Origin of the sequence: Paenibacillus sp. N3.4 (genome assembly GCF_008017805.1) — a bacterium.
In the GTDB taxonomy this organism is placed as follows: Bacteria; Bacillota; Bacilli; order Paenibacillales; family NBRC-103111; genus Paenibacillus_E.
The window spans coordinates 11,167-28,171 of the sequence record NZ_VRTT01000028.1 but is presented as its reverse complement, the minus strand read 5'-3'; the positions used below and the strand labels follow the sequence as shown (position 1 = coordinate 28,171).

At 45.8% G+C, this 17,005-nt stretch carries 11 protein-coding genes and 1 pseudogene; 2 read left to right on the top strand and 10 right to left on the bottom strand.

From position 1 onward, the window contains the following. Positions 1-94 precede the first annotated feature (94 nt). Both FU659_RS15835 and FU659_RS15830 read right to left on the bottom strand, forming a co-directional pair. Positions 95-1,914, bottom strand: a pseudogene (locus FU659_RS15835) (ABC transporter ATP-binding protein). Further along, positions 1,901-3,652, bottom strand: a complete 1,752-nt coding sequence (locus tag FU659_RS15830) for an ABC transporter ATP-binding protein (RefSeq protein ID WP_147948474.1) — start codon at positions 3,650-3,652, stop codon at positions 1,901-1,903. The pseudogene FU659_RS15835 and the gene FU659_RS15830 overlap by 14 nt, the downstream one beginning before the upstream one ends. 173 nt (positions 3,653-3,825) lie before the next feature. Here FU659_RS15830 and FU659_RS15825 point away from each other — a divergent pair, with 173 nt between their 5' ends. Further along, a complete protein-coding gene (locus FU659_RS15825; RefSeq protein WP_147948473.1) occupies positions 3,826-4,032 on the top strand; it encodes a YrzA family protein in 207 nt (68 codons plus the stop codon). Positions 4,033-4,097: 65 nt separating this feature from the next. Here the strand turns inward: FU659_RS15825 and FU659_RS37220 are convergent, their stop codons facing one another. Both FU659_RS37220 and FU659_RS37215 read right to left on the bottom strand, forming a co-directional pair. Continuing rightward, positions 4,098-6,029, bottom strand: coding sequence for a family 78 glycoside hydrolase catalytic domain (locus FU659_RS37220; RefSeq protein WP_261807847.1), 1,932 nt, complete (start codon positions 6,027-6,029; stop codon positions 4,098-4,100). 35 nt (positions 6,030-6,064) lie between these two features. Further along, positions 6,065-7,117 carry an alpha-L-rhamnosidase N-terminal domain-containing protein gene (locus FU659_RS37215; RefSeq protein ID WP_261807846.1) on the bottom strand — a complete coding sequence of 351 codons (1,053 nt, stop codon included), beginning with the start codon at positions 7,115-7,117 and terminating at the stop codon, positions 6,065-6,067. A 128-nt stretch (positions 7,118-7,245) separates the two neighbouring features. Between FU659_RS37215 and FU659_RS15815 the strand changes: the two genes are divergently transcribed. Continuing rightward, positions 7,246-8,157 carry an AraC family transcriptional regulator gene (locus FU659_RS15815; protein WP_187274179.1) on the top strand — a complete coding sequence of 304 codons (912 nt, stop codon included), beginning with the start codon at positions 7,246-7,248 and terminating at the stop codon, positions 8,155-8,157. Positions 8,158-8,194: 37 nt separating this feature from the next. Here FU659_RS15815 and FU659_RS15810 read toward each other — a convergent pair whose 3' ends face one another. The 6 genes from FU659_RS15810 to FU659_RS15785 all read right to left on the bottom strand — a co-directional run bounded on the left by FU659_RS15810 (position 8,195) and on the right by FU659_RS15785 (position 16,995). Further along, entirely contained in the window at positions 8,195-9,154 is a 960-nt protein-coding gene (locus FU659_RS15810; RefSeq protein ID WP_147948471.1) for an acetylxylan esterase, read from the bottom strand. Between the two features lie 24 nt (positions 9,155-9,178). Then, complete coding sequence (locus tag FU659_RS15805) at positions 9,179-10,834, bottom strand: hypothetical protein (protein WP_261807845.1); 1,656 nt, start codon at positions 10,832-10,834, stop codon at positions 9,179-9,181. Positions 10,835-11,058: 224 nt separating this feature from the next. Continuing rightward, positions 11,059-12,174: an alanine dehydrogenase gene (gene ald / locus FU659_RS15800; RefSeq protein WP_147948469.1), complete on the bottom strand. Its 1,116-nt coding sequence runs from the start codon at positions 12,172-12,174 to the stop codon at positions 11,059-11,061. A 123-nt stretch (positions 12,175-12,297) separates the two neighbouring features. Then, entirely contained in the window at positions 12,298-13,983 is a 1,686-nt protein-coding gene (locus FU659_RS15795; protein WP_147948468.1) for a PucR family transcriptional regulator, read from the bottom strand. Between the two features lie 746 nt (positions 13,984-14,729). Next, a complete protein-coding gene (locus tag FU659_RS15790; protein WP_147948467.1) occupies positions 14,730-15,881 on the bottom strand; it encodes a DUF2264 domain-containing protein in 1,152 nt (383 codons plus the stop codon). Then, positions 15,874-16,995: a glycoside hydrolase family 88 protein gene (locus FU659_RS15785; protein ID WP_147948466.1), complete on the bottom strand. Its 1,122-nt coding sequence runs from the start codon at positions 16,993-16,995 to the stop codon at positions 15,874-15,876. Before FU659_RS15785 ends, FU659_RS15790 begins: the two co-directional genes overlap by 8 nt. Between the last annotated feature and the right edge of the window lie 10 nt (positions 16,996-17,005).

The window sequence follows — 17,005 nt, the reverse complement described above, 5'->3', positions numbered from 1 at the left end:
TCACGTACTTGTACTTGGCTGCGACAAGAGTCGCGCCAGAATCGTTCACTTCGCCGCCCTTGGAAACTTTCAATCGGCGAATTTGGCATTCCGTTTATACGCTCTCCCTGATGGAGGAGGCGCTGTGCGCTTTATCCATATTTCCTTGCGCATATAGAAACAGCTGTTCATAGTAGCCGTGAAGCTTAAGTAATTCGGTATGGTTCCCCTCTTCCACGATCTGTCCCTGCCTCATCACAATAATGCGGTTAGCATGCATAATCGTTGAAATGCGATGGGCAATAACAAGTGACGTTCTGCCCTCTGCGACAACCTGTAGAGCCGATTGAATCAACTGCTCCGTCTGTGAATCCAGATTCGCTGTCGCCTCATCGAGAATAAGCACCTTCGGCTGAAAAACAATAATACGCGCGAAGGAAATTAATTGCCGTTCTCCGGCTGACAGCCCGCTCCCTCTCTCCGAAATGCGCGTCTCATAGCCATCCTTCATTCGTCCGACCAGCACATCCGCGCCGACCAAACGACAAGCCTCCACGACGAATTCGGGAGAGATGGTTTCATCAAACATCCGAACATTGTCCATAATGCTTCCCGCGTACAGATAAGGCTCTTGCTGCACCAGTCCAACCATCCGGTGAAGCATAGACTGCGGAATATCCCGAATGTCCGTGCCATCAATCTGTATGCTTCCTTCCTCCACATCATAAAAACGACAAAGCAAGCTGATTAACGAGCTCTTCCCTGCACCGGTCGTACCTACAATACCAATCATTTCACCTGGCTCGACATGAAGCTGAAGATCATCAATAATCGTCCTGTCCTTTTGATAGCCAAAGCGAACATGATCGAAACGAATATCTCCTTTTACAGACTCCAAAGTCATTTTCGCAGGGTTCTCCTTGTCCTTAACCTCAGGTACGATGGAGAAAATATGCCAGATCCGGTTCATCGATACCGTCGTCGATTGCAGCGTATTCCATTGCTGAGTAATGTTATTGATTGGTTGGAAAAATTGCCGAATATACGTAATAAAAGCATACAGAACCCCGAATTCTATCGCTTTGTCAAATACGGCCATACCGCCAATCCAGGTAATAAAGGCGACCGATAAATTACCCAAAATATCAAAAGAACGGTTAAACAGGACATTCGTACGAATTTCTCTCAGATTCGCTCGAAAATAGCTATGATTGCGTTCCGAGAAGCGACTCATCTGTTCCTTCTCCTGATGGAAAGCTTGGATGAGATGCATACCAGATAAATTTTCAGCGGCAAAAGCAACCATCTGGGACAGCCGCGTCCTGGAAAGCTGATATGTCTTACGCATATACCTTCGAAAACTAACCGCGATAAGGACGATAATTGGAATCACGATCATACTGTATAGCGTCAGCTGAGGGTCCAAATGAAACATAAGCACAATAATAAAAATTAAGGTCATTCCATCCCGTACCAAGCTAAGAAGCACTTGAGTGAAAAACTGATTCAGTGTTTCTGTATCACTCGATACATGTGTAATCAAGCTCCCGCTCGGTGTTTTATCATAATAGGACATAGAGAGTTTGAAAATATGCGCAAACAAATCCTTACGAATACGAGCGACGATACTTTGCCCTGCAAATTGCAGTAAATTATTTTGCAAATAGCTGAAAAACAAACTGCTGACAGAAAGACCTACATAAACAAACAGATCATTAGCAAGGAGTGATAGTCATTCTTCCCAACCATCAAATTATCATCAATCGCGATCTTCACCAAATAAGGCTGAAAAAGATCGGCAGCGATGCCTAGCAACGCGCAGAACAAAATAGCTATAAAAGTGAATCTATGCGGCTTCGCATAGGCAGCTAAAGAACGGAAGGATGCGATTGTTGCTTGCCGTTCTTCTGGCGGTTTGCTTTTAAACAAGGGCATCTCGACTCCCTCCTTCTTGTATCGCATAGAGTTCTGCATACAAGCCTTCCTGTAAAAGCAATTCCTGATGCGTGCCGCGCTGAACGATCCGCCCCTCATGAAGCACAATAATTTCATCCGTATGCTTCAATGCAGAGATACGATGAGCAATCCAAATCGTCGTCTTATTCAAGCGTTCTTGGCGAATGGTGTCAATGATATGCTTCTCCGTCACTGAATCAACAGCACTCACACTATCATCCAAGATCATGAACGGCGAGTCTTTGATGATTCCCCGCGCCAAACTTGTTCGCTGCCGCTGCCCGCCGGATAAGGTAACTCCACGTTCACCAAGTTTCGTCTCGAACTGCTCCGGAAATGACGTGATGCTTGAAAGAATTTGCGCCTTCTTAGCAGCACCTTTAACCTGTTCAAGTGGTGTTTCTCTTTTGTAAAATGCGATGTTGTCTCGAATTGTTGTACTGAACAGAAAGCCTTCCTGCGGCACATAAGCAATCTGATTTCGCAAGCTCTCCAAGGTTACTTCGCGAATATCTGTCTCTCCAATCCACATCGTGCCCGCTGGCGGTTCATAAATCCGCAGCATGAGTTTGACTAAGGTCGATTTGCCGCTGCCCGTTTTACCGATTATACCGATAGATTTACCCGGCTCAATTGACAATGTAATGTCATGAAGAACCTCTTCCTCATCATCGGGAAAAGCAAAAGATAAGTTTTCAATTCGAAGCACCTCATGATCAAGATCTGCTGTTTGATCGAGTTCATGCTGAACGATATCGGACTTCAAATCCAGTAGATCATTGATTCGTTCTAATGAAGCCTTGGATCGCTGCATCGCATTGATAACGCGCCCAATTTGCTGCAGCGGATTGACCATCATGCGTATGTACAGGGTCAGTTCCACAAAATTACCAATCGTAATCCGTCCTTGAATGGTCAGATAGCCGCCAAAAGCAATCGCAATAATCAGCGATACGGCGCCCAGAAACGGAATAAGAGCTTCAAAAAGGGAGGAAAGACGAACTAATCTCAGTTGGTTGTCTCGAATCCGATCTACCGTTTCTCCAAACCTGCGAACCATGATCGATTCAACTGCAAACTTCTTTGCAACGCGGATTCCACCAAACTGTTCTTCCGCTGACTCCGTCATTTTGCCAAGAGCTTCTTGCACTTGCAATGAATGCTTCTTAATATGCGGTTGGAACCGAACGGTAAGAACAGGAATCAAGAGCAAAGGCAAAATACATACAATAATTAAGTAAAGCGGTATCGCACTGAATAACATCGTCACAATAACGGCAGCAATCAATATCGTGGAGTTGACAACTTGATTAATCCCCATCGAGATGGATTCCCGAATCACGGTTACATCATTCATAACATAACTTAGAAGTTTGCCTACACCGTGTTTGGAATAAAAAGTAGCACTTAAATGTGTAAAATGGTCGAACAACCGATTGCGTGACACATACTCGAAGCGTCTACCGTTTCGCATAATGATATACTGGCCAATCGCCACCAAAATGCCAAAGGATATACCGATAAAGAGCAGCTTCAAACTGTAGTCTATAATGAGGCCTTTGTTCAAACCGCCCTGCTGCAATTGGTCCGTAAACATACCGAGCTGCTTGGGATAATACGATTGAATAATGTTGCCTGCCGAAATTGATAATGCAGCAACTACGTACAACGGCCATTTCTCCTTGAAGAAATCAATCAGTAACCGTGTAGATTTCAAAACCACATCACTTCCTAATACTTGGTGTGAAAACGCATACCTTTACTCGGAACATCAGATTGTTTCATTTTTACATTATACGCCTATTCAGTACTACTTCCTATATCAGAAATTGACGTTATAATAGAAGAGCATTCAAACATTTCACTATCGAATTTTAAGGAGTATGCCGCATGGACTTTATTCTGGACCGCATTGACAATAAAATCGAGTTTTTTCAGGCCTATGATATGAGAACGCTGGAAAAACAAATCAACGAACAAGTCGATAACAACAAAGCGCTGTTGCTCGATGTGTTCGCTATTCAACATCATATTGTTTTTGACCCAAATGCAGGGAAAATGCTATATAGTGCAGTTGTGCATTTTAAAGTGAAGTGATTTTCACCCATCTCAATCATCCAGTAAAAGGAAAGGGAACCTCCACGGAGGTTCCCTTTGTGCTTCTACATCTCGTAGCGCTCCACGATCCCGTCCATTCCGTCCGGGATGCGGATCTCTACCTCTACGCTGCGCGGTGCCCAAACCTGCAGCCGCATGACGCGTCCTGCCTCTTCGAGTCGCCATGCGACATCGATGCGTCCCTCCCGCGGCAGCGGCACACTCCCTCTCGCCCACTGCAAATCCGCCGGCTGCGGCGCGACAACAACCTTCCGCCAGCCTTTATCCGCGGCGGTGACGCCAAGCACATGCGCGCCGAGGAAATAGCCCGGCGCTGCCGACCACGCATGGCAATGACTGCGTGTCAGCATATCGGGATTCGCCCTGTTTTCCGCGAAATTCGGGTACATTTCCCAGCAAGTCGTCGCGTCGTACTCGACCATTTGACCAAAACGATAGCGCATGTCTGCGATCATTTGATCAATGCCTTTGCTGCCCATTTTGGCGAGCGCCTCATAGTAGAAGAACGACATAAACGGACTGCCAATTTGCACAAAATCGGTTGGTGGAGCAAACAAATATGCTTCGATCTGCTTAGCTCGCTCCTCATCAGCGATGCCACACAGGTAGGCCATTACCTGCGTCTGCATACTGAACACCTTGGACACGGGTCCATTTGCATGGATACAGTCCAAGTATGCACTGCGCTCCTCACTCCATAAATGGTCATTAATCGCTTGACTTAAACGCAATGCTTGCTGCTCATACGCAGCCGCCTCCCCGCTCTCTCCGATCGCTTCGGCTAAACGAACTGCGCTGCGCAAGGTTTTGACCAGAATCATATTCTGATGGGTAACGACACCATGACTCGGCTGATCGATGGGCGCCCAATCCAGCAAATTCCATCCTTTAATGAACAATAATCCTCGTTCATCCAGATTCTGCCCATAATGCTCTAGCGTGAAGCGAATATGCGGCCATAGCTCCCTCGCAAAATCTTCATCATCTGTATGCTCATAGTATTCGCAGCAAGCCATTGCCCAAAAAAATGTCCAATTCGGAATGACACTGCTCCACCCACTAGGTACTTGATCGGCATATAAGGGCGTCTGTGTCCTCGAGCCAGGCACTAGCCGCAGGCAGCGCTCAACAATCTCCGTAGCTCCGAACACGTAATAGTTCACCAACGCTTCATTCCTGCTGTCGCCTACCCAGAATACTTGTTCATAAGCTGGACAATCAACAAACGTATCTTCCATACATAGTCTCGTTGTGTGCTTGCTAATTTGCCATATATCGTTTAACAGCGCATCCGAACTTTGGAACTTTCCTACCTCAGCTACAGGATAATTGCTCTGCAGAACCTTTACGCCATAAAGCTTAACAGCTCTCGCCTCAGCAGCACTCCTCACAGTTACCATCAAGTAACGGAACCCGCGGCGTACATAGGAGCAATAGTCTTGATGTCCTTCCAGACATGTATAACGCAGCGTGTTATCCAGATCGTAAGTATCCTGACGCCAACCATCGCGCATGTACTCAAAACCATAAAAATCAAGAATAGTCCCTGCTGCTGCATCGACCTCAAATTGAATAAAGCCGGATAGCTCTCGTCCAAAATCAAGGATGAATTCCGTATCCGCACCTTCATATTGAGGCAAAATCGCTGGATCAACACTTGGGATGACAGCCTGCTGCAGCGCATACGGGACTGCCTGTGTTTCGGATTCTTTCTTCCAAATACTGAGCACGAAAATGGAATCTCGGCTAACCAACGCAAGGGGAAACGGCCGAATCCATTCGGAAAAAACACTCAAATCATTGGCAGATTGCACCGAACGAACAGCCAAATAACGATTAAAGGAAGGAAAGGCGTCTGCATCTAGTTCATCCTTCAACTCCTCATCTGAAGAAAACAAATCAAATCCTTTATACTGAAATATGGGATTGCTCAGTAATTGGTGATCCACATATTCAAAAGAAGTAAAGGGCCCCATAGAAATAAATGGCGAATCCTCCGTATTTACGACTCCTAAAGGCGAAATGACTTCAAATGATGATCACAATTCACACCCATTTGCAATGCTCTTCCATGTTCTACGCCAGTTGTCTCAATAAGAATAAAATTATCGCCTAACTTCAGATCAACCTCTGCATACCGCTCTGGTAGAACACCCGTATATTGATCAGCATCTAGCCATTCCCCATTCACACTGCATCCTCGGAAACATCCCGCCTGTAGGAAGCCGAGCATCGCCTTGCCAGCTCTCTCCATCCTGATCACTGTCGCTACATAGCCGACGAACCCAATCGGGTTCGCGTGATTGACACTTTCCGGCACCATTTGGTTGCGAATATCCAAGGAGGCTGTCCATGCGACCGGCTTCACCTTCTTTAAAGCTTCAACTCGAACAGGCCATATAAGCTCTTCGGTAAGAAGCGGAATATCTCTGGGGACAAGTGTAGACCAAGGCTCCGAGCCTACAGATCCAACTAAAGAGGCTTGACTCCATGTGGAATCATCGAAATCCGGCTTATGCCAATCTGCCGACCAATCTCTTGCATCCATGCGTTCCGCAAAGCCTTGCTGACAAGCCATACGCCCTGAACGTCTATCATAACCAAGGTGTAAAGAGGTTTTCCAGCTCTCATCTGTGATTTGTTCGTCGATGAAACGGCCATCTGACTCACTCTCAATCTGTACCAACAAACCACCGCGGCCGCGCAAATAGTAGAAATTGGAAACACCAAAATGCTGTACCAATACGGCAACCGTGTTTCTATGCCCTTTGCGTAGCAAGTCAGCAATCTCATAGGTATCATAGGATTGTTCAAAAGGCCATGAGCGAACAGGCCCCCGTCCCACTTTCGTCCCATTCACATATAACGCATACCGCGAGTCCGCTGTTATCAATATGCGAGCTGCGCCCCAACCATCCGCTGGCACTTCAAATGATTTTCTGAAACAATGCCATTCATTTCGCGGACTCGCCTCCCCGTCATTCCATATCCATTGTGCCTGCCATTCTACAAATTCTTGTTTAACTCGTTCTAATGGTTGTGTTGCCGCCTCGATATGTACCATTTATTTTGCCTCCATCTAAACAATGATTGATTCTTCTTTGTCCTTATTTTATGATGAGAGCATGTAAAATTTCAGGGTTAATTCAGACATTCATTAGGGGCAAAGTAGCCATTATAGGAGTACATCACATGACCATCAAACGCAGCGTATCGGAAACACCGGGAGAATTATTTTTTCTTCCGGATCTGCCTCTTTATGTTAACCGCGTTTATGAATCGTTCCATTTGCAGCAGCACACGCATGATTTCATTGAGATTAGTTATGTGGCTCAAGGCAGCGGCGCTCATTATATCAACGATTCGTCGTTACCTGTAACCAAAGGAGACCTCTTCTTCATTCCGGTCGGTGTCTCCCATGTCTTTCGACCATCCTCCACTGAGCAAATGAAACCTCTCGTTGTTTATAATTGCATTTTTACTGCCGAATGGTTAGGACAATTATTACAAGCTCAACCAAGTCGCAGCTCGGATGATTTTACCTTGCTGTTTGCAGAGGCTATGGATAATTGTTACTGGCTATCTTTTAAAGAACGCGATGGTGAATTTCAACCGTTGTTTGAAAGATTGCATTTCGAATATACAGCTCGCCGCAGCGGTTTCATGACGATCCTGCAAGCATCTGTCGCCCAGCTTCTTGTCTATATGCATCGTACTACCGATGCGGATTATTTAAAGGAGATACCCAAGAGTACCTTACAGGATCTAGATAGCTTGCTCGCTCATATTCGCCAACATGTCAACACACCTCTTACGCTAAAACAAGCAGCCGAACGCCTTTCCATTAGTGAACGTCAACTTCATCGCCAATTCAAAAAGCATACCGGCATGTCTTTTATGGCCTATGTTCAGCATGCAAGAATAGAGGCTTGTTGTCAGCAATTGCGGGATACAAACCACAAAATCAGTGATATTGCAGAACGAATAGGCTATCAGGACATGAAGTACTTCAATCAGCTTTTCAAAAAAATGACCGGAATCACCCCTAGTTATTATAGGAATCAGATGCATACAATGAAAAAAAGTGCCCTCCCATCTAAATGATGAGAAAGGCACTTTTGATTCTGGTGAACGTGTAGCGCTACAGACCCAACATAAACTGGAGCGTCTTATCGCTAAAGCCTGGCAAGGTTTCATGACCGAAGTCCGGATAAATTTCCAACTGTTTTTTCGCTGTAATTTTGTTGTAAGCAGCAAATTGCGTAGAAGGAGGACAAATCGTATCGCTAAGCCCTACGGCTAACAGCACTTCGCCTTGGATGCGATTTGCCAAAAATTGAATATCAATGTAACCTAGCTTTGTGAAAATTTCTTCAGCCCGCTTATGCTGTGGATCATGTCTACGGAAATAGTCCTTCAGCTCTTGATACGCGTCCTTCGCCTGGTCCATTTCCCAGACACGTTTATAGTCGCTGAGGAACGGAAATACGGGTGCCAAACGTTTGATTCGCGGTTCCAACGCCGCACAAGCAATGGTCAATGCGCCACCTTGCGAGCCACCTATCACGCCTACACGCTCTGCATCCACTTCCGGCATACTCATCGCAATACCTGCAAGCTGAGCCGTATCTAAGAAAATATCTCGGAACAACAATTGATCAGGATGATCATCGATCCCACGGATAATATGGCCTCGAAGTGTCGTGCCCTTGATACCGCCAACGTCCTCAGACAAACCGCCTTGACCGCGACAATCCATCGAAAAAAACGAATAGCCGAGCGCCGCATATTGAATTTTATCAGACCAGTCACCTGAATTACCGCTGTAGCCATGAAATTGGACAATTGCTGGATGAGGGGTTGCTGCATGCTTAGGACGGATGTATTTCGCATATACCCGCGCCCCTTTGACACCTGTGAAGTACAGATCGAAGCACTCGGCGAAAGGCACTTGAAACTCACTTGGACGAAGCTCGATTTGAGGATCAACAGCTTTCATTTCTTTCAGAGCCCGATCCCAATATGCATCGAAATCGTCCGGACGAGGATTGCGTCCTTCGTACGTATGAAGCTTCTCCAAAGGCAAATCAATTAATGGCATTGTTATGACCTCTTCTCTTTTTTTTCAAGTAACTGTATAGGTAGTGAAATCGACAGCTTTACCGTTCACAAGTCTGGACATCTCGCTATCTGGGCCACTGCCTAACACTAGGATTTCGTTCTTGAAATTCATATACGTGATGCGGAAATCTCCCTCAATTACTTGTGTAAAGCTTGGTTGTTTCTGCTTAGCCGTCTTTGCAAATTGATGGACATCCTCAATCCCTAGGCTATTGGCCGTGTTCTTGTCGATGCACGCTACGACTACAGCGTTCGATCTGCCTCTACTTGTAACGATGGAACGATCCTCCAACACTACCCGTTGATACGGTTGCTGCACATGAATCGCGATATACACATTTCCGCAAAACCCGAACAGCCCGCTCGTTTCTTCAACCCAGTCGCCTACAGGCAAACAGCCAATAATCGTATCAGGTTGATCTTCTGGGAGCTGATAAGACGCGATTATGGTATTCTCGTGAAAAAGCACTTCTGAGTATTCGCTTTGATGACGTAAATCTCCTTCTGAATAACCAGAACCTGGATGAAAAAAATAAACATGATTGGCGCCTTGAACAGCATCCAATGGCAAAGCAATATCCCAGCGATGCTGCTCGTTATCAAATTCAAGCGACCGCTCCCAGATACCGCCCATCGCATAATTTTCTGTGATATATACATAACTGTGCAAGCAGTCATCTTTGTGAGCAGCTAGTGCAGCAGCCTTGGGAACCCGACGTTTGACTTCCATGGGCATAGCTCGTGTTAAAGCCTTATGTTTAACTTCAGTTGAAGCTTCATAGGCAAAAAATCCCGCATACTCCGTTCTAGGCATCTCTTCTAACCATTTGAAATCCCCAAACTGCACATAATCATGAAGCACATTCGTGTCTCTTGGCATATCATGCGGCCAAATTCTTGCATGCGGTCCGACAAAGGCTCCGCCCAAGTAAAAGGTCGAACGCTCTGCCCATAAATAATCCAGCATTTGGGCTAACGTATGTTTGATTTCGACGTTTTCCGAAAGCTCCCACGCGCAAGTAAAAGCTTGTACCCAATGCCAGAACCAAGGTAGGCTTCCGTATTCCGACATCCCCATGGACGTTATACGACTCAATGTGTTTTGCAAGCTTTGATAGCCGTCTTCCAGCAGTTCTTTGTCCTTATAGCGTTGTCCGAAAATTAGCTTTGCAGCTGTATACTTGGCTTCATGGTGCCCGAAATGCTCAAGAGGTTTACGATAAAAGTTACTTTGATAAATATGAAGAAGTGCTTGCTCGAATGAAAAGCGCAAAGATTCATTTAGAACATTCGCATATCGCTCGTAGAAATAAACCATAAGACTGCCCATTAATTCTACTGGCAGCGTGTTTTTGGAAGCTTCTCGTGGCGTAGGTCTGAGTTTTAAAGGCCAATGACCGTAAGTACTGCTGTCTGAATGCTGGTCTTGGAGCTCTAAAACACGAAAAAGAATCTCCTCTGCTTTGCGTTTGCCTTGCTCCCGATCCCACTCTACCTGCTCGTTCTCCTCCTGTGAGGCGGCAAACAAGTATGAAGCATAGTAAAAATTATCACGGATATCATCAAGAAACAATAACCCACTGTCTAAGAGAGGCTGCCAAAAAGCTTTTGCAGCAATTTTCCCTATAACTTCGTCTTTTCTTCGTTGCAAATTCGTCAAATAGGTCATCCCCTTGAATAAATCTAATAAAGCATATGTACATCGTGATCCTAAATGCTCTTAATTGAAACGTTTAATCACAGTTTATATGTAAACAATTTCAGCGTCAATGCGAAGCTGCGGCTTCCTCCTCCCTTTTCTGATGATGTCCTCTTCCAATGTTTTTCTTACACATGACAAAGAGACTCCCGACAAAGGCGGAAGTCCTCTCAGAACATACTTTTTTACTTCAAAAGTGAATAAATGTCTCTATAAGTATAGCCATGCGCCTCTGCTACAGCTTGATAGGTGACCTGACCCGCGACCACATTGATTCCCTTTGCTATTGCCTTATTGTCCAAAGCGGCACGAATATAGCCTTTGTTGGCAATTTGCAAACCGTACGGCGTCGTTACATTCGTTAAGGCAAGCGTGGATGTGCGGGCTACTGCCCCAGGCATGTTCGCCACCGCGTAATGGATAACACCATGTTTGACATACGTCGGTTGATCATGTGTCGTAATGCGATCGATCGTTTCAATCGATCCGCCTTGGTCGATAGCCACATCAACAATCACACTGCCCGGACTCATCGTTTGCACCATCTCTTCGGTAACTAGGCGTGGCGCGCGAGCACCCGGTATGAGCACAGCACCAACAACCAGATCGGCGCGACGCACAACCTCAGCGATATTATAAGGGTTCGACATGATCGTTTTTACTCGTCCTTGAAACTGGTCGTCCAACTGGCGAAGGCGATCCGGATTAAGGTCAATTATGCTAACATCGGCGCCTAACCCCACGGCCATTTTGGCTGCGTTTGCTCCGACGATTCCACCGCCGATAATCGCTACTTTAGCTGGCTCCACGCCGGGCACACCACTCAATAGGATTCCTTTTCCGCCATGTGCTTTTTCCAAGAAATGCGCGCCGATCTGCACGGACATGCGGCCTGCTACTTCACTCATCGGCGTAAGCAGCGGCAAACTTCCATTGTCTAATTGTATCGTTTCATAGGCAATAGCTGTTACTCGATGTTGAGCCAGTGCATGCGTGAGTTCAGCCTCAGGAGCAAGGTGCAAATACGTATAAAGAATGAGCCCCTCATGAAAGTAAGCATATTCTTCGGGAAGCGGTTCTTTTACTTTTACAACCATCTCAGCCGACCACGCTTCTGCAGCCGTTGCAACGATGGTTGCACCAGCTCCTCTATAATCCTCGTCCGTAAAACCGATGCTGTGTCCTGCTAATGTCTCAACAAGAATATCATGTCCTGCTTTTTGATAAGAAAGAACGGAGCTGGGTGTCATACCGACCCTGTACTCATTATTTTTAATTTCCTTAGGAACCCCAATGATCATCGTTCATCTTCCTCTCTTGATGATCCTTAATTAGATATGGATTCATCTCTCTTGTCTCCAAGTATAGGACGAATCGATACCTGTTCCATTAGACAGAATGTAAGGAAACTTCACATTTTATTTTCACAATTTCACGTCTGGATTCAGCAGTTGATAGGCGCGAATGCCAACTTGCAGCGCCAAGCGTTTTTCCGGAAGCATATAGTCGGATCCTAGTAGCTCCTCTATCTTCTCCAAGCGATAATAAAGCGATTGCCTAACGATAAAAAGCTGCTGTGCCGCAATTTGTTTGGAGCCGTCGTGATCCAAGAGCACCTTAAGCGTACGCAGCAGTTCGCTGCCCTTTATCTGATCGTAGTCCAGAACAGGTCCTAGGTAGGCGCGGACGAAGGCATGCAGCACCTGTTTGTCTGCAATGTGAAACAACAGCTGAAAGACACCAAGTTCATCAAAAAACAAAACTTTTCCTTGCCAAGTCGGAGCCAAAGAAATGGCTTGAATAGCTTCCCGATAGCTGATATAAGCTTGCATAAACCCTTGGTTGCTTTGACCAACACTAATGGTCAGCTTGATTTCTTCCTCGGCCTTCATCTGTTGAAGCGACTGAAAAACATGCTGCAACCGTTCTTTGGGCGGCCTTTTCGTCCCTTTATCGAAGGCAACAACAACCAGTCTGTTATTTTTCAGCGTCATAAGCGGATAAAACGTATGCTGCTCAAACACCGATCGTACAGTCAGTGATAGATGAAGTCCTAAGGATTCAATGCCTTCTCCCTCATTCTCTTGTCCACCTAAATGTTCTTGTTCAAATTCAATGATACATACATGGTAGGACCTTTCATTAAGCCGTTTGTACTCGGCCCCGATCAGAGCCTTGATTTGCTCTTCGTCCCGCATGCGAAGATGGAGGAGATCATCTACCCACAGCGTTTGGGAATACAGCTTGCGTTCTTCCATGTACCGTTTGCGCAGCAAATCCTGTGCAATGGACAATGAGGCAGAATCCAGAATCAAATACTCATATTCCGTCGGCTTGCGACTGAGCACCATCATCATATGCGCCCAAGTCTTCCCCATGGCACCAACGGACTGCACGATGATGGTTTGTCCCCCGATTTCAAATAAGAAAGGTGATTCCCTATGTCCATTCTCTAAGTTCTCTGTCAAATGATCCTGCAGCAAAGCTAGCCAACGCCCTGACTCTCTGCTTCCCAGATGCGGAATAAACTTGGGTTGTCCGTCAAGCGGTACGTAAATGACATGCGCCTTCGTGCTGCTTTGGAGCAGCCCAAGCACGTGTGACACGCCTTGCGAAGATAAGGTCATGCGATGAAATTCACGTGAAATTTTTTCTAGATCCTGCAGCGCTTTATGATGTTGATTGATAACAAGCGAATGGATATCTTGTGTAATATCGATGAATCTCACAGCTTGAGGAAAAATGATGAGTGGAAAATCATAGTCCTCGGCAGCAGCAATCCATGCTTCAGGAATTGAACTTAAATAATGTCCCATTTCGATACACAGGCACGACACATTCCTTTTGATCAGCTGTTTCAAATAAGTCATAAACGATTCTGTGTCGTGCTTAAATGCTGCCCCTGTCGTAAGAATCATTTCTCCACCTTGCAGCAATTGTTCAAACTGAATAACCTCGATGATATGAACCCATCGGACAAGGCGCTGTAGACCCTTTTTCCCGGCTGCAAGATAGGCATGCTGGAACACTGGACGATCCAACACTTCTTGTACGGTTAGCTGATATTGTTGATTCACGACAGTCACTTCACTTTCAATCAGTTCGTCCATAATTAAGTTATCCACAATTTATATTAGCTATTGAATGTGGATAACGATAGAAACCATTAGAGCTTGCATCAGGCTAATACCTTGTCTTGAAACATGGTGAGGAAGTGAGATAAACCTGGCCTGAAGCTAGCTTCTCTACCATTCTGTGATCGGGAATAAAAAAACAAAGTTCCACAACAGGAGCCATTCAAACAATGAAGCAACTCCATACTTATGTTGTCTATGCTAACGAACCGTAGCGTTTCTATCGACGCGAAATGAGCCTCTCCATTCATCTAACGAACTGAAGCGACGTTATGTAGTCCATAATTATTAAAATGAGGAGCTTTTACTTGAAATAAAGCGTCTGGAGTTCGTTAAAAAAATAACTCTATGTATTTTAATCAAATAAGCCTTGCTGAGTTCATTAGGCGTCCCCTTCAATCAAGGAGGCTCTCAACATGTTGAAACCGAACCCTAAGTCCAAAAGCATGTTCGGAGTTGGATAAAACAATCAGAAACTAACCATCTTCCCGCATCATAAATAGGATAATCTCAGGCAGCAGAGGCTTTCTCGACACCCGAAGATTATCTATGAAAAGAGTAACTAGCCATAACCACGTTCATCGAAAAAATGTCATCTTAAAAATGGTCGATTCTCGCTAAAAAAATCTATAGCTTTAACGCAATATCCCTACCTACAACTCTATATTACATGAAAAAAGCGTCAGTTTCATTAAGAAACATAACGCTTGCTGATTGATAAACTATAAGGCTTTATCTATGTTGAAATCTTGCCCCGACCATGCTTTCTGAGACGTCCAAGGTGCTGCTGCATGGCTCCAGAATGCATCCGCCGCCGGTAATCCAAGCGGCAAGAAGACAGCAGAACACAGATAGAGGCTGCCTGTGGAAATATAGGATTCCCCGATTTGAGGTTGGTGACCGCTTAAGCCGATCTGGAGCCAGCCATTCTCATCGAATGTACCCGGTGCTTCAATCAACCTGCGGATGACAGCACTAAGCGCGCATCTCACTTGGGCAGGATCAATTTCAGACGGCAGTTCGTGACGAAGCGCAGTTTGAGACAAAGTTTGAAAAGCACCAAAGCGATAAGCGAGCGAGCGACCTGTCACCGGAAAAGTTCCCTCTGGTGAAATCGATCTTTCCAACACCGCCGCATAACGCTGAGAGCGAGCCAATATGGACTCCCGCAGTTGTGCCCAGTCTTCGTATTGCCCACTGACGTGTTCGATAATATCGACAAGCATGGGCTGAATGACGAAGCTGTTGTAATAATCCGCGTGGTAATGCGGGCCATCGCTGTATAAACCATCGCCCAGGTACCATTGTTCGTGTTGTTTAAGTGCAAAATCGACACGCATCGGGTCCCACTCTTCTCCTAACTTGAAGAGAGCTGTTTCCGTCATCGCCGCGAAAAGCAGCCAATTACTAAATACAGGTTTACGAGATCGGGTAGCCTTCATCGCACTCACAATATTACGCTGCACGCGAGGCTCTAAGCTATGCCATAATGTCTGCGGAGCTCTAAGCACAGTATGAGCCAGAAAGGCCGTATCCACAATGGGCTGCATGCCTTCGCCAAAGTTCATAAAATCTGGAGAAGCCGGGTCCGTGGCTGCATCTAGACCGGCTCGAACAAGCTCACCATAGTGTAAGCGAAGCTGTTCTTCCTCTTCATCCTGTGCAGGGTTTTCCAGCCACGGAGCAAGGCCGACCACTGTACGAGCGAATGCCTCCAGATGCGTATAGTTCAGCTGCTCCTCCTTTTTACATTCCACTGGCATGGTTGCTCTTAGCTTTCTGTCAGCCAGAGCAACAAGTACAGGATCAGCGATCCGTACCATTGTACGCAACCAATAAGTCCGGTCATCCAGAGGGGCAGTTGTTTTATTCATACCAATATCCTTTAATCCCTTTCTCCAAACGAACCAAGGCTTCCAAATAGTAATAATCGCCCCAGATCACATAATCGTCAGGTGACACTCCGGCACGAACGCTGTAAGAACCTCGTTCAAGCAAGCCTTGTGCATCCGCTTTGCCAATCGTAGCATATGATTTCACCAAGCCTGTCATCGAACGTTGAACGGCTTCTTCCAGAAAAGCGCGCTCAGGATCATCTTGTGCCATATGCTCAAGCAATTCCAGGGTTCCAGCGGAAGCAATAGCTGATGCTGAGCTGTCCCTTTTGGTATCGGCATGAATTGGAGCATCAAAATCCCAATATACGACATCATCTTCCGGCAAGCGTTCAAAGAAATAACGAGCTAAGCGTTTTGCGGTAGTTAAATACAATGGATTTCGGGTGTAACGGTAGGATAGCGCGAAACCATAAATCCCCCATGCTTGACCGCGAGTCCATGTAGAGCCGTCTTGATAGCCTTGATGCGTGCCACCATGTAATGGCGCACCATTTTCCGGGTCAAAATAAAACGTATGGTACGAAGAGTCGTCTCCACGAACCAAATAACGTCGGCTTAAATCAGCATGAATGACGGCAATATCTTTGTATTTCGCATCGCCTGTTTGTTCGTAAGCCCAATAGAGCAGAGGTAGATTCAACATGCAGTCGATGATGATGCGCCCGCCATTTTCCGCATCGCCCTCAAGACCCCACGCTTGCAGATACTGACCTTTAGGTCGCCATCTTTTTAGAAGGACATCCGCTGCTCGAATCGTCAGCTCCTTTGCGGTTTCGTCCTTCTCAATGATCCATTGCGCCTTGGAAGACAGCGAATATAAAAAACCAATATCATGGTGATCCAAAGCAACATGATTGTCCAATCGATGTTTAAAGCTTGCAACGGTTTTTTGGGCCGCTTCTTGGAACGCCTTGTCCCCGCTATATTGATAGCTTAACCACAGAATGCCTGACCAGAACCCATCGGTCCAATCATTATTGGCATTCAATTCGTACACATCATTGCTACTGACGTGAGGAAATAAATCCCCGAATCTTTCTATATTCACTTTCGTTTTCTGCAAAGCATCTTCAATCGCCTGTTTCCACATCTTCTTTCAC

What these genes read in the sequence shown, in the direction of transcription:
- FU659_RS15825 (WP_147948473.1), top strand. Translation starts at nt 3,826, where the DNA reads ATGGACTTTATTCTGGACCGCATTGACAATAAAATCGAGTTTTTTCAG.
- FU659_RS37215 (WP_261807846.1), bottom strand. Translation starts at nt 7,117, where the DNA reads ATGGTACATATCGAGGCGGCAACACAACCATTAGAACGAGTTAAACAA.
- FU659_RS15790 (WP_147948467.1), bottom strand. Translation starts at nt 15,881, where the DNA reads ATGAATAAAACAACTGCCCCTCTGGATGACCGGACTTATTGGTTGCGT.
- FU659_RS15795 (WP_147948468.1), bottom strand. Translation starts at nt 13,983, where the DNA reads ATGGACGAACTGATTGAAAGTGAAGTGACTGTCGTGAATCAACAATAT.
- FU659_RS15810 (WP_147948471.1), bottom strand. Translation starts at nt 9,154, where the DNA reads ATGCCATTAATTGATTTGCCTTTGGAGAAGCTTCATACGTACGAAGGA.
- ald (WP_147948469.1), bottom strand. Translation starts at nt 12,174, where the DNA reads ATGATCATTGGGGTTCCTAAGGAAATTAAAAATAATGAGTACAGGGTC.
- FU659_RS37220 (WP_261807847.1), bottom strand. Translation starts at nt 6,029, where the DNA reads ATGGGGCCCTTTACTTCTTTTGAATATGTGGATCACCAATTACTGAGC.
- FU659_RS15815 (WP_187274179.1), top strand. Translation starts at nt 7,246, where the DNA reads ATGACCATCAAACGCAGCGTATCGGAAACACCGGGAGAATTATTTTTT.
- FU659_RS15785 (WP_147948466.1), bottom strand. Translation starts at nt 16,995, where the DNA reads ATGTGGAAACAGGCGATTGAAGATGCTTTGCAGAAAACGAAAGTGAAT.